This window comes from Nonomuraea guangzhouensis (assembly GCF_019396345.1).
GTDB classification, from domain to species: Bacteria; Actinomycetota; Actinomycetes; order Streptosporangiales; family Streptosporangiaceae; genus Nonomuraea; species Nonomuraea guangzhouensis.
Genome location: NZ_JAHKRM010000001.1, coordinates 398,188 through 411,226, shown reverse-complemented (window position 1 = coordinate 411,226; position 13,039 = coordinate 398,188). Strand labels below are relative to the sequence as shown.

Genomic DNA, 13,039 nt, shown 5'->3' with positions numbered 1-13,039 from the left:
GCGGCTACCTTACGTGTTCGGCGGAGGTCGCTCGCTCTGTTCGCCCACGGCGATCGTAGGCCACCAGGGACAGGGCGCCGAGCCCGCAGGCCGCCGCCACCGCGATCATCACCGAGGGATATCCGGCCAGCTGCGCGACACCGGCCGCGAGCAGGGGGGCGACGGCCTTGGCCACGGTGATCGGCAGGGCCAGGGCCCCGCTCAGCGTCGCGTAGGCGGTGGTGCCGTACCGGTCCGCGAGCAGCGCGGGACGGGCGATGGTGCTCACCCCGAACCCCAGCCCGAACAGCACCACGGCGCAGACCGCGCCCGCCGCGCTCCGCCCGGCCACCGGCAGCAGCAGCGCGGCCGCGCCCTGCAACGCGAACACGACCGCGGTGATCAGCGCCACCGGCCACCGCCCCTGCAGTCCGGTGGTCACCAGCCGGCCGGTCACCGACAGCACACCGAGCAGGCCCGCGACGGTCGCCGCGAAGACGGGGGAGTGGCCGAGCGTGATCAGGTACGTCACGAGCAGCACGCCCATGACCGCCACGGCGCCCGTCTGCGTCAGGAACGCCGCCGCCAGCAGCCAGAACGGCCGCTCCCGCAGCGCCGCCCCGACGACGCTCCGGTCGGTGTCCGCGGAGAAGGGACGGCTCCGCACGACCAGGAAGTGCAGGGGGACGGCCGTCACGGCGTATCCGGTGGCCAGGATGACCAGCGCCTGCCGCCACCCGTACCGATCGACCAGGAAGCCCGTCAGGGGCAGGAAGATGCTGGACGCGAAGCCGGCGACGACGGTCACGGCGAGCAGGGCCCGCGCCCGTCGCGCCGCGTCGAACCGGGCGACGATGACCGCGAAGGCGGCCTCGTACAGCACCATCGCGGAGGCGACGCCGAGCACCGCGCACACCAGGTAGAGCTGGACCAGCGTCTGCACCTGCGACCAGGCGAGCACGGCCGCCGCGCCGAGCGCCGAGCCCGCCGTCATCAGGCCGCGCCCGCCATGCCGGTCGAGCCGGCGACCGATGAGCGGCGCCACGAGCGCCGAGACGAGCACGGCCAGCGTTATCGCGCCGGTGAGTTCGGCGACCCCCGCGTGCATATCGCGGGCCATCGGGGTGATGAAGACGGAGAAAGCGTAGTAAAGGATGCCGTACCCGGCGGTCTGCGTGATCGCCAGCGCACCGATCAGGCGAGCAGGCGAGGCGATCACGAATGGTTTCGTTCCCCTTCATCCCACTGTGGACACTGTGACATGACTCCCACCTATGTCGTCACCGGTGGAGGCAGGGGCATCGGCCGGGCCGTGGTGGAGCGGCTCCTCAAGGACGGGGGCACCGTGGTCGCCGTCGAACGCGACGCCGCGGCGCTGGACTGGGCGGGCCCCCGGGTCGTCCCGGTCGTCGGTGACGCGGCGGACGAGAGCGTCATCGAGCACGCCGCCGACCTCGCGCAGGCCCAGGGCGGGCTGTCCGGCTGGGTGAACAACGCCGCCGTCTTCAGGGACGCGTCCGTGCACACCGCCACGACCGCCGAGATCCGCGCCCTGATCGCCGCCAACCTGGATCTCGCCGTCGTCGGCTGCGCCACCGCCGTGCGGCGTTTCCTCGAGGCCGGTACGCCCGGCGCCATCGTCAACATCACCTCCCACCAGGCACGCAGGGCGGTGCCCGGCAGCCTGCCGTACTCCACCGCGAAGGCCGCCATCGAGGGCCTGACCAGGGCGTTGGCCGTGGAATACGGCAGGCGCGGCATCCGGGTCAACGCGGTCGCCCCCGGCTCGGTGGCGACGGAGCGGTACGCCGAGTTCCTGGCCGCCCAGCCGGCCGAGATGGCGGCGGGAATCGAGGCGGAGATGGCCAGGTTGCACCCCCTCGGCAGGGTCGCGGGAGCGGACGAGGTGGCCGCCGCGGTGGTCTATCTTCTCTCGGACGGCGCCGCCTTCGTCACGGGCGCGACCGTCCCCGTGGACGGGGGCCGGGCGGCACTCGGAATCGACCCGGAATCCAGGGAATGAAAACCATTGTCGTACGGTTGCAGGGGGCATGAGAAAGAACCTGCACCCCTCGTACCAGCCCGTCGTCTTCCGCGACCCGAGCGTCGGGTTCGCCTTCCTCACCCGCTCGACCCTGACGAGTGACAGGACCGTCGAGTGGGAGGATGGCCACACCTACCCGGTCGTCGACGTGGACGTCTCCTCGGCGAGTCACCCCTTCTACACCGGACGCGGGCGGGTCCTCGACACCGCCGGTCGCGTGGAGCGCTTCAAGCAGCGCTACGGCAAGGTCTGATCGCCACTTCCGCCCGGTGGAAGCGGTATGTGCTGGTTACTACTGGGTACATGGCTTTCACCGGCGTGGAGTGATGGTGGTCACAATGAGTCTATCTGGGAGGGAACGCCGCATCCTCGGGGAAATCGAGCAGGCACTTGAGCTGGAGGACCCCGACCTGGCGCGGCGTGTAGCCGCAATCAACAAGATCGAGACTGGATCGGACGCGGGTTACTATCGCGCGCGGATGCAGTCGTGGGCCACGACGCACATCTGGCTGATCGTGCTGCTCGGCGTGGTCGTCGTGCTGTTGCTCCTGCTGGCAGTCATAACGGCCTGAGCCGCCTGAGCTCAGGCCAGGCACCGCAGAGCCGAGGCGACCCGCGGGTCGACATCGTCGTCGGGCGTCAGACGCCCCACCGTCGCCTCGACGAACTCCGGGAACGACAGCGTCGTGGTCAACCCGGCCGTGTGCACCCACATCTGCTCGGCCGTCTGCTCCACCTGGACCTGGGCCCCCTGCTCCGACAGGGCGAACCGGCCCACCGCCACCCGCCAGAGCGTCCGGGCGTCGGCCTCCTCCTTCGCCACCGGGGCGCCGACGTCGTCGGCGTGCGTGGCGTACTCGGAGTCGTAGTGGAAGGCCTGCATCCCCACCGGGTACGGGCCGGCCATCGTGTCGAGCGACGCGTCCCGCCCGAGCTCCCGCATGCGGCGCCGGGTTTCGGCGTTCTCGGTCCGCCACTCCTGGAGCACCTGTTCCACGGGCATGTTCCGGCGCTGGCGTACGCACCACTCGTTGAAGTCGTGGAAGCCCTCGACCCCTTCCCTGGCGAGGCGGGCCAGCAGGTCCTGCACGTTGCCGTCGAGACAGGCGTGGTTGTAGAGCTCCTCGCCCGCCAGGTGGCCCAGGACGTCGCGGACCGACCACCCCTCGCAGCGCGACGGCCGTGCCCATCCGGCGTCGTCGAGCCCGGTGAAGAAACGGTCCAGCCGGGCCGCCTCGGCATCGAAGACGTCGAACGGATCGAACTCTTTCAGCAGGTCCTCAGCCATACTTCGACGCTACCTCTCGGGCCGGGTCTTTCACGGACGGCGCGACGAGGGCCGGTCGACCAAGGCACTCAGAAACAGACCAGCGGCCCGGCCCCCAATGTGGGGACCGGGCCGCCCTGCTCATTGCCTCACTTCGTGAGGCGGGTCGGCCGCTTTAGAAGCTCCCGACTTCGTCGGGAGCGCGGCCTCCCTGTGACTAGCGGTGCCAGCGCGGGACGACCCGCACGTAGTCGGCGCCGCTCGTCGCGCCCTCGAGCTCGTCGTCACCCGCGTACACAGCCTTGAACAGGCCGCTCTTGTACGCACGGGTGTCGGCCTCGAACCGGCCGTTCCAGCCGGTACGGTCGGAGGCGACCCACTTCCAGCCGCTGGAGCCGTTGGCCTTGTAGAAGATGCTGACCCGCTCGCCGCGGACGCCCTTCCAGCGGTCGTCGTCGTTGACCTGGAGACGACCGGAGAACTCGATGAGCCTGCCCTTACGGACCTTCGACGGGTCGGCGCTGAAGCGCGAGATGCGCGTCTCCGCCTTGCCCTTCTCGATCTCTACGGCGAAGAACGCGGTGTCGGTGTCGACGACCTTGCCGTCCTTGTCGTAGGCCTGGGCGGTGGCCTTCCACTTGCCGTCCTGGTCGTTCTCGTTGAACGGGACGGAGAAGCGCCAGCTCTCGACCTTGTTGACGTCCTTGGCCCGCAGGGTGCGGTAGCGCGGGTCGACCGGCTCCACACTGAGCTGGACCTTCTGGACGTCCGAGCTGGCGTCGACCTTGAAGAAGGCCTCCGTCTCGCTACCGGCCTTGACCACGACCGGGTTCGGTGAGATGTCCCTGATGTCGACGGTCGGAGCCTTCGTCGTGGCCGACGCGGCACCGGCGCCTGAAATCAGGAGCGTCCCGCCCACAAGGGCTGAGACGATACCTACAGCGATGTTCTTCATGAGGGTGCTGATTCCTCTCATTCCCCGTTTCGCTGAGGCCGGCTCGGGATCGCCGACCTCCTCTACTACTTTGATGCACAAGATGGGGACAATGTTCGTTAAAGTTACAGAAAATATTTGATCACGGCCGTGACCAGGAACGTTACTCAAAAATCCGATTTGTAATCTCATGACCGACTACAGTCGGCCGCATGACGGACGTCTACACGCTCGGCGAGGCGCTGGGGGTCGTGTCCAGTGGCCGGGTACGTCATGAGACCGAAGCCCGGTTGGACGTCACCGGCCCGGAGTTCAACCTCGCCATCGCCCTGTCCCGGCTCGGGCACCGGGCCGCCTACCTGGGCAAGGTCGGCAACGACGAGCTGGGCGCCAGAGTTCTCACCGTGCTGAAGGGCGAGGGCGTCGACGCGGCCGACGTCCGGGTCATCGAGGGCGCGCACACCGGAATGCTGCTCAGGGAGTCCCGCGTGGGCCGCGAGCCGCGCCTGACGCACTACCGCAGCGGATCGGCGGGCACGAGCCTGACGCCGGGCAACGTGCCCATCGACCGGATCGGTTCCTCGAAGATGCTGCACGTCACCGGTCTGACGGCGGGACTCGGCAGGAACGCGCTGGAGGCGGTCCGCACGGCCGTGAGCGCGGCCAAGACCGCCGAGCTGGTCATCTCCTTCGCCGTCGAGTACGTACCCGAGCTCTGGCCGTCGGTGCGCGAGGCGGAGGAGGTGCTGGGCGAGCTGGCCTGCGCCTCCCACCTGCTCTTCCTCGGCCAGGACGAGCTCGACCTGGTCAAGCCCGCGCTCACGCCCGAGCGCGAGGTCGTGGTGAACCGCGGCGCCAAGGGCGCGAGCGTACGGTCGGACCGGATGCGGTACGACGCGCCCGCCCTGCAGGTGCCGATCGTCGACACCGCCGGCGCGGGCGACGCGTTCGTGGCCGGGTACATCAGCGCCGCCCTGGACGGGCTGACCCCGCCGGAGCGCCTGCACCGCGGGACGCTGTTGAGCGCCGCCGCGGTGACCAGCGCGAGCGACTGGCAGGGCCTGCCTACCAGGGCTGATATCTAGGGATTTACCGTGATGGCAAAGGTCGACGTCGTGTTCTTGATGTTCTGAGCGTTGTTGCTGAACCTCAGGTTGTTGAACGTGACGGAGCCGACAGCCGGGCCCTGAGTGTCCTCCGGCAGCTCGTTGGCCCAGAGGCCGAAGCCGGACTTGGCGTCGAAGGCGTCACCGCTCTTCTGGGCGCCGCTGATCGACACGTTCGTGAAGATCGTGTCCTTGATCGGGTTCTGCGGCTGTCCGCCCACGTAGTTCGTCTGGAACATGATGCCGTGGTAGGTCGGATCGACGATGTCCAGGTTGCTGACCCTGATCCCCTGGAACACCTTGGAAGCGGAGAACAGCCACATCGCCGGGAAGGTCTGCTGGCCCCAGAAGTGGCCGCCGGTCCTGACCAGCGAGATGTTCTCGAAGCTCGTGGGCGGGCTGGCCCCGAAGCCGAGCATCGGGATGCCGAAGTCCAGCGAGCTGATCGTGACGCCCGAGTAGACCAGCGTGTCGGCGACGTAGATGTTCCGGAAGGTGTTGGCGTACCCGCCGTAGACCGCGACGCCCGCGGCCCGCCAGGTGAGCAGCGACGTCAGGTTCTCGAAGACGTTGTCCCGCTGCTCGCCGTTGTTGATGTCGATGGCGGAGAACAGCGCGAAGCTGTCGTCGCCGGTCGAGCGGGCCTCGATGTTCGTGACCAGGTTGCCGGTGCTGCCGTTGGTCATGTTGATGCCGTCCGCGAAGGTGTCGCGGATGCGTGAGTTCTTGATCGTCATGTTGTCGGTGTTGGAGCCCCAGAGCAGGCACATCTGGTGCTCCACCCAGATGTTGTCGATCACCATGTTCGCCACGCCGGCCAGGTCGAACACCTTGCCGGGCCCGTCGTTGCGCGAGGTGTAGTTGCCGAAGGAGGCGAAGTTCGCGAACGTCGACCCGTTGGCCGTGGCGTCCGCGCGGAAGCCGGTGTCGGTGTTCTCCTGGCCCGATGGTGAGACGAACCTGGTGAACCACGGCCCGGCCCCGACGACCTTGACCGCCTTGCCGTACACCTGGAACTTACTGGCGGTCTGGTAGTCGCCCGCAGGCAGGTAGACGCCGACGAGCGTGCTGTCCTGGCGCGCCTTGTCGAGCGCGTTCTGCACGTCCTGATGGGTGAAACCGGCCGGTACGGCATAGTGCGCCGGGTCCGGGTTGGGGAGCTGCGTCACCTGCTCCAGGTCGACGAAGTCGATCGTGTACGTCGAGCCGTTGGCCGCGTCCTTCTGCAGCTTGATCTTGTGGCCCGCCTGGACGGTGGTGCCGAGCAGCAGGTTGGCCTCGTCGTAGATGTGCCTCGGTGTCCCGGAGCCGGGGGAGTTTCCGGGGCCCGCCTCGGCGCCGTAGAGCCAGGCGTAGCGCGAGGTCAGGTCGATCGCCTTGAGGAAGGTGCCGTCGACGTAGACGTTCAGCGTCGAACTGTTCCCGCCGCCGCCCGCCGCGTCCGGAATGGAGAACCTGGTGACCAGCGTGTTGGTGGCCGCCCTGGTGGTGAACTCGACGTAGGAGCCGTTCGTGCCCAGCGTCACCGCCCGGCGCCCGGACGCCTCGCCGGCGAGGTCGCCGATGGTCCGGTTCGGGCCGATCCGGGTGGCACCGCCGCCGACGGCCGCGTCCTCCGCCTCATAGGTGTCGTACGGCATGTGCGCGCCGCGCCCGACGAACAGCTGCTGCGTGCTGGTGTTGTTGGCCCGCTTGACCGGCAGCTCGTTGGCGTCGTCGGCGAGCACCACCTTGACCGTGTACTTGCCGTTGACGGCGGTCCAGGTGCCGAGCCCGGCCGGTCCGGCGGTGGCGCCGGGGGCGATCGCGCCGCTGGTGGCGCCGGTCAGCGTCTTGACGACCGTGCCGGACTCGTCGGCGATGGTCAGCGTGATGTCGTGGGAGCCGCCGCTGGAGGCGATGGTGCCCTGGTTCTTGATCCCCACCGAGAACGTCACGGTGTCGCCCTGGGCGGGATTGCCCGGCGTCCAGGCCACCGGCGCGGCGACCAGGTCGGCGGTGTCGACGGGCTTCACGGTCAGCGACGCGGTGGCCGTGTTGTTGCCCTCGTTCAGCTCGGTGACCTTGTCGTCCTCGTCGACCTTGGCGCTCACCTGGTAGGTGCCCGCGTCCCGCGTGCCGATGCCGCTCGACACGGTGGCCGAGGCCCCGGCGGCCAGCGCGCCCACGTTGGCGCTGCCCGCCTTGACGGTGCCCAGGTAGAAGTTGACGGAGGTCGCGGCAGAGGGCGCGGTGCCGGAGTTCTTCACGGTGGCCGACAGCGTGACCGCGTCGGTCTCCACCGGAGCCGCTGGTGACGCGGTCAGCCCGCTGACCGTGAGGTCGGGGTTGGCCGACGGGGTGCCGAAGATCTGGAACTCGGCGACCTGCCCGCCGGGCGCCCCCGAGTTGGCGGTGATCTTGAGCTGCACGTCCGCGACCTTGGCCGTCACCGGGATCGTCACCGAGTTGCCGGTGGCCGGGTTGAAGGTGTAGACGGCCTGCGCCACCAGGCTGGACAGGCCGGTGGCGCTCTGCTCGCGGCCGAGCACCTGGATGGTCTGCGTACGCGTGGCCCAGGCCGGGTCCGGGTTGAGCTTGAGCACGATGGAGGTCAGGTCGGCGTTCGCGCCGAGCTGCACGGTCAGCGTGCCGGGGTAGGCGGCGCCTTCCCAGTACGTCTGGACATTGCCGTCGTTGGCGTTCGCCGCCACGTAGGTGTGGGTGTGCGACGACTCGGTGATCGGCTTGCCGGTCGCCAGGTTCGTCCCGTCACCTGGGTTCCCGGGGTCCGCCTGGCCGTACACCTCGAACTCGGAGAGCTGGCCGGCCGGCCAGGCGCTGTTCGCGGTGATCTGGAGCCGGACATAGCGCGTGCCGGACGCGCTGACGGCGATCGTCGCCGTGGGGTTGAAGGTGTAGGTGGCGGCGTCCTTGATCGTGCTGAAGCTCGTCCCGTTCGCGCTGCCCAGTACGGTCAGCGTCTGCGTACGGCTGGGCCAGCCGCTGGGGAGCTTGAGCGTGAGCTGGTTCACGGTGGCGGTCGAGCCGAGGTCCACCTGCACCCACTGCGGGAAGGCGTTGTTGGCCGACTCCCAATAGGTCGCCTGGTTGCCGTCGGTGACGTTGGGCGCGGGGTAGACGTCGGTGTAGCTGCTGGCGGTGGCGGTCTTGCCCGCGGCGAGATTGGTGTCGGCCGCCCACGCGGGGGCGGCCAGGAATCCGATGACTAACGCAAGGGCGGCTAGGACAGCTCTCATGGGGGATGGCCCTTCGAGGAAGACGTTGGGCGAACCATAAGATGTCGAGCAGATGGCAGCAATATTTCGACGAGATTTCGCAAACAATTGACTGACGGGTGACGACTCGCCAGCGTCTCCCTGGCTGGTCAGAAGGGTCAAGTGCGCTGAATATCCGCGAGAACCACCCGCAAGAGGGCGACGTCGGATCCCTGTAAGCGGTTGCAAGTATTTGCGCTGTCGGCCTTATAGTTTGCGCATGACACGACGACTCGCAGAGGTGGCCAAGAAGGTCGGGGTGAGCGAGGCGACCGTGAGCCGCGTGCTCAACGGCAAGCCCGGGGTGTCGGAGGCGACCCGTGAGGCCGTGCTCACCGCGCTCGACGTCCTCGGCTACGAGCGCCCCACCCAGCTGCGCGGCGACCGGGCCCGGCTGGTCGGCCTGGTGCTGCCCGAGCTGCAGAACCCGATCTTCCCCGCGTTCGCCGAGGTGGTCGGCGGCGCGCTCGCCCAGCAGGGCTTCACCTCGGTGCTCTGCACCAGGACGGTCGGCGGCGTCTCCGAGGCCGACTACGTCGATCTGCTGCTCCAGCAGCAGGTCAGCGGCGTGGTCTTCGCCGGCGGCCAGTACGCGCAGGCCGACGCCTCGCACGCCCACTACGCGCTGCTGCACGAGCGCAAGCTGCCCACGGTCCTGGTCAACGCGGCCGTCGCCCACCTCGACTTCCCGCAGGTGTCGTGCGACGACATCGTGGCCGCCGAGATGGCCCTGGCCCACCTGCGGGCCCTCGGTCACGAGCGCGTCGGCATGGTGCTCGGCCCCAAGGACCACATGCCGTCGCGGCGCAAGCTGGAGTCGTTCCTGGCCGGTGGCGGCGACCCCGAGCTGGTCGAGCACACGATGTTCTCGCTGGAAGGCGGGCACGCGGCCGCCGCGCGGCTGGTCAGGCGGGAGGTGAGCGGCGTCATCTGCGCCAGCGACCTGCTCGCGCTCGGCACGGTCAGGGCGGCCCGGCGCGCGGGGCTGTCCGTGCCGGCCGACGTGTCGGTCATCGGCTTCGACGACTCGGCGCTGATGAACTGCACCGAGCCGCCGCTGACCACGGTCCGCCAGCCGATCGACGCGATGGGCCGGGCGGCCGTGGACCTGCTGGTCGCCCAGATCGACAAGGCCGTGGTCCCCGCCGACGAGCTGCTCTTCGAGCCGGAACTGGTCGTACGCGCCTCTACGGCGAGGAAGACGTGACGTAGTCGTTATCTTGCAATCAGCCGTCGCAATATTGCGGACATCGGTCGGCGATCCTATGGTGTGGGCACCTCGCATTTAGAAGGGTCAGCCCATGCAGAGATCCACAGGACTGTTAGTCGTCACCGTTCTCGGCCTGTCCGCCACGGCCTGTGGTTCGGGCGAGCCCGCCAAGTCCACGGCGGGCGGAGCCGCCCCGGTGTCGATCACGGTGGCCTGCCAGCCGGCGAAGTCCGCGCCCAAGGAGCGGCAGGCTTGGGACGACGACGTGGCCACGTTCATGAAGGCGCACCCCGGCGTGACGGTGAAGAGCACGGACCAGCAGCCGTGCTACGACCCCAAGACGTTCGGCCCCAAGCTGGCGGGCGGCCAGATGGAGACCGTCTTCGTGGTGCCCGTGACCAACTACAACGACGTGATCGGCCAGAGCCAGGCGCTCGACATCACCCCGTACACCAGCGAGATCAAGAACTGGAACGACCTGCGCTCCGACGTCAGGGAGTTGGTCACCAAGGACGGCAAGGTGTACGGCGTGCCCAACGTGCACTACGGCGTGGGCCTGGTCTACAACCGCGCGCTGTTCACCAAGGCCGGGCTCGACCCCAACACCCCGCCCAAGACGTGGACCGAGGTCCGCGAGGCGGCCAAGAAGATCGCCGGACTCGGCGCCGGCTACGTCGGCTACGGCGAGTACTCCGGCGGCAACACCGGCGGCTGGCACTTCACCCAGGCCATCTACGGCCGCGGCGGCAGCATGGTGACCGACGACGGCAAGAAGGCCGCGTTCAACTCACCCGAGGGCAAGGCCGTGCTGCAGAACCTGCACGACATGCGCTGGGTCGACAACAGCATGGGCAACAAGCTCCTGGTCGGCTGGGAGTCGCTGATGATGGCGATGGGCAGCGGCAAGGTCGGCATGATGCTCGGCGCTCCCGACGTGGTCACCGACGTCGTTAACAAGTTCAAGGGCAGCGTCGCCGACTACGGCATCACCGGCTTCCCCGAGGCGAAGGCGTCGCTGAGCGGCGGCGAGGCGTTCATGGTCAACCCGAAGGCCACGCCCGCCGAGGCCAAGGCGGCACTGGAGTGGATCGACTTCCGCTTCGACACCGCGGGCAAGGGCCGGTTCGACTTCGCCCGCGGCAAGACGCTCGGCAACCCCGTCGGCGTGCCCGACAACGACGTCTTCGGGGATTCGGCCACCGGTAAGGCGATCCAGCAGGACCGCACCGCGAACGCCACGCTGCCGGTCGCGAACTACCAGCCGTACGTGGACGCCGCGGCCACGGTCCCGCCGAAGGCCGAGCCGGTGCACGCCCAGGAGCTCTACGCCATCCTCGACGTGGCCATGTCGGGCGTGCTGAGCCGCCAGGACGCCAACATCGACAGCCTGCTCTCCGACGCCGAGACCAAGGCCAACTCGATGCTGGCGACCAAGGGCTGACCTGCATGCGTGTCCTCAGGCGCAATCTGACGGCCTACGGGTTCCTGTGCGCGGCGCTGGCGTGCTTCGCGGTGTTCGCGTGGTATCCGATGATCAGGGAGTTCGTCCTCAGCTTCCAGAAGACCACCCTGGTCAACCCGCCCACCTGGGTGGGGCTGGACAACTTCCTGACCGTCGTCCAGAACCCGTCGTTCGGCAAGGCCTGGCTGAACACCGTGGAGTTCACGGCACTCGCCCTGCTCTGCGGCTACGCCGTGCCGTTCGTCATGGCGCTGGTGCTCAACGAGTTGCGCCACGCCCGGGCCTACCTGCGGTTCGTGGTCTACCTGCCGGTCATGCTGCCGCCGATCGTCGCGGTGCTGCTGTTCAGGTGGTTCTTCGATCCCGGGCCCGGGCTGTTCAACCAGGTGCTCGACTTCTTCCACCTGCCCGCGCTGGCCTGGCTCGACTCCTCATCGACCGCGCTGATCTCCCTGGTCATCGTGGCCACCTGGATGAACATGGGCAGCGCCACGCTGATCTACCTGGCCGCGCTGCAGAACATCCCGCCCGAGCTGTACGAGGCGGCCGAGCTCGACGGGGCCGGCATCTTCAAGCGGATCAGGCACGTCACCATCCCGCAGACCCGGCTGATCCTGCTGCTCATGCTGATGCTGCAGGTCGTGGCCACCATGCAGGTGTTCATCGAGCCGTACATGCTCACCGGCGGCGGCCCGGAGGACGCCACGATGACGGTCGCCTTCCAGATGTACCAGTTCGCGTTCACGCTCCAGGACTACGGCGCGGGCGGGGCGCTCGGCATGATGCTCATGATCGTGCTGCTCGCCTTCGCTGCCTTCCAACTGCGGTTGACCCGGGAGGACAAAGCATGATCTCCGTCGGTGCCCGGGCGGCTACCGGGCGGAGACGGGAGAAGCGGGCGCCCAAGCGGATCGAGGTGCAGTTTCGTACCATCGTTTCGCCGCATCAGCTCAACAGCAGGTGGGGACGGCGCATCTACTGGAGCGTGCTGATCGCGGTGGTCACCGGCTCCACCCTGGTCTTCGTCTTCCCGCTCTACTGGATGATCACCGGCGCCATGAAGACGGGCGAGGAGATCGCCCAGATGCCGCCGACCCTCTTCCCCGCCCATCCCACGTTCGACGCCTTCATCGAGGCGTGGGACCTGTTCGACATCGGCGTGCTGCTGAAGAACACCGCGTTCTACGCGCTGGGCGCCTGGGTGTTCTCCATGGCCGTGGACGTCGCGGCGGCGTACGCGCTGTCGAAGCTCCGGCCGATGTTCGGGAACGTGGTGCTGGGCGCGATGCTGGCCACGCTGATGATCCCGCCGATGGTGGTGATCATCCCGCTGTACGTCACGATCGTCGACCTGAACCTGCTGAACAACGCCTGGGGGCTGTGGTTCCCGGCGGCGGCGAACGGCTTCAACATCTTCCTGCTCAAGCGCTTCTTCGACTCCATCCCACGGGAGCTGGTCGAGGCGGCGCAGATCGACGGCGCCGGACCGCTGCGGGTGCTCTGGTCGGTGATCCTGCCGATCTCCAGGCCGATCCTCGGCGTCGTCTCCATCTTCACCATCGTCACGGCCTTCAAGGACTTCCTGCTCCCGCTGCTGGTCATGACCGACAGCGAGAACATGACAGTCAGCGTGGGCCTGTCGCAGACCGCCGGCGCGGTGTCCCAGAACCAGATCATGGGCGGTCTGGTCATTGCCGGCATCCCGATGATCATCGTTTTCTTCATCTTCCAACGGCACATCATGGCGGGCCTCACCGCCGGGAGCATTAAGGGATAGCGC

The 13,039-nt window shown here is 68.3% G+C and carries 12 protein-coding genes; 8 read left to right on the top strand and 4 right to left on the bottom strand.

The annotated features are described in order from the left end of the window. Positions 1–4: 4 nt before the first annotated feature. Positions 5–1,198 (bottom strand): MFS transporter, encoded by a 1,194-nt coding sequence (locus KME78_RS01865; RefSeq protein WP_308126770.1) that lies wholly within the window; start codon positions 1,196–1,198, stop codon positions 5–7. Between the two features lie 42 nt (positions 1,199–1,240). Here KME78_RS01865 and KME78_RS01860 point away from each other — a divergent pair, with 42 nt between their 5' ends. The 3 genes from KME78_RS01860 (at position 1,241) to KME78_RS01850 (ending at position 2,595) form a co-directional block, all read left to right on the top strand. Further along, entirely contained in the window at positions 1,241–2,002 is a 762-nt protein-coding gene (locus KME78_RS01860) for an SDR family NAD(P)-dependent oxidoreductase (RefSeq protein ID WP_219526927.1), read from the top strand. 28 nt (positions 2,003–2,030) lie between these two features. After that, positions 2,031–2,276 (top strand): type B 50S ribosomal protein L31, encoded by a 246-nt coding sequence (locus KME78_RS01855; RefSeq protein WP_219526926.1) that lies wholly within the window; start codon positions 2,031–2,033, stop codon positions 2,274–2,276. Between the two features lie 85 nt (positions 2,277–2,361). Then, complete coding sequence (locus KME78_RS01850; protein ID WP_219526925.1) at positions 2,362–2,595, top strand: DUF3040 domain-containing protein; 234 nt, start codon at positions 2,362–2,364, stop codon at positions 2,593–2,595. Positions 2,596–2,606: 11 nt separating this feature from the next. On the opposite strand, the gene KME78_RS01845 is transcribed toward KME78_RS01850, so the two are convergent. Together KME78_RS01845 and KME78_RS01840 are read right to left on the bottom strand one after the other, a co-directional pair. Further along, positions 2,607–3,311 (bottom strand): maleylpyruvate isomerase family mycothiol-dependent enzyme, encoded by a 705-nt coding sequence (locus tag KME78_RS01845; RefSeq protein ID WP_219526924.1) that lies wholly within the window; start codon positions 3,309–3,311, stop codon positions 2,607–2,609. Positions 3,312–3,507: 196 nt separating this feature from the next. Next, the gene (locus tag KME78_RS01840; protein ID WP_219526923.1) at positions 3,508–4,245 is read right to left on the bottom strand and encodes a hypothetical protein; all 738 of its coding nucleotides are present in this window, start codon (positions 4,243–4,245) and stop codon (positions 3,508–3,510) included. Between the two features lie 191 nt (positions 4,246–4,436). On the opposite strand from KME78_RS01840, the gene KME78_RS01835 reads away from it, so the two are divergent. Next, positions 4,437–5,309 carry a sugar kinase gene (locus KME78_RS01835; protein ID WP_219526922.1) on the top strand — a complete coding sequence of 291 codons (873 nt, stop codon included), beginning with the start codon at positions 4,437–4,439 and terminating at the stop codon, positions 5,307–5,309. Here KME78_RS01835 and KME78_RS01830 read toward each other — a convergent pair. Continuing rightward, positions 5,306–8,569: a galactose-binding domain-containing protein gene (locus tag KME78_RS01830; protein WP_219526921.1), complete on the bottom strand. Its 3,264-nt coding sequence runs from the start codon at positions 8,567–8,569 to the stop codon at positions 5,306–5,308. The genes KME78_RS01835 and KME78_RS01830 overlap by 4 nt on opposite strands. Positions 8,570–8,807: 238 nt before the next feature. Here KME78_RS01830 and KME78_RS01825 point away from each other — a divergent pair, with 238 nt between their 5' ends. From KME78_RS01825 to KME78_RS01810, 4 genes are all read left to right on the top strand, one after another. Then, positions 8,808–9,794 carry a LacI family DNA-binding transcriptional regulator gene (locus KME78_RS01825; protein ID WP_219526920.1) on the top strand — a complete coding sequence of 329 codons (987 nt, stop codon included), beginning with the start codon at positions 8,808–8,810 and terminating at the stop codon, positions 9,792–9,794. A gap of 94 nt (positions 9,795–9,888) precedes the next feature. Beyond that, positions 9,889–11,238 (top strand): ABC transporter substrate-binding protein, encoded by a 1,350-nt coding sequence (locus KME78_RS01820; protein WP_219526919.1) that lies wholly within the window; start codon positions 9,889–9,891, stop codon positions 11,236–11,238. A 5-nt stretch (positions 11,239–11,243) separates the two neighbouring features. Beyond that, positions 11,244–12,110, top strand: a complete 867-nt coding sequence (locus KME78_RS01815; protein ID WP_219526918.1) for a carbohydrate ABC transporter permease — start codon at positions 11,244–11,246, stop codon at positions 12,108–12,110. After that, on the top strand, positions 12,107–13,036 hold the full coding sequence (locus KME78_RS01810) for a carbohydrate ABC transporter permease (protein WP_219526917.1): 930 nt from the start codon (positions 12,107–12,109) through the stop codon (positions 13,034–13,036). Before KME78_RS01815 ends, KME78_RS01810 begins: the two co-directional genes overlap by 4 nt. Positions 13,037–13,039: the final 3 nt, after the last annotated feature.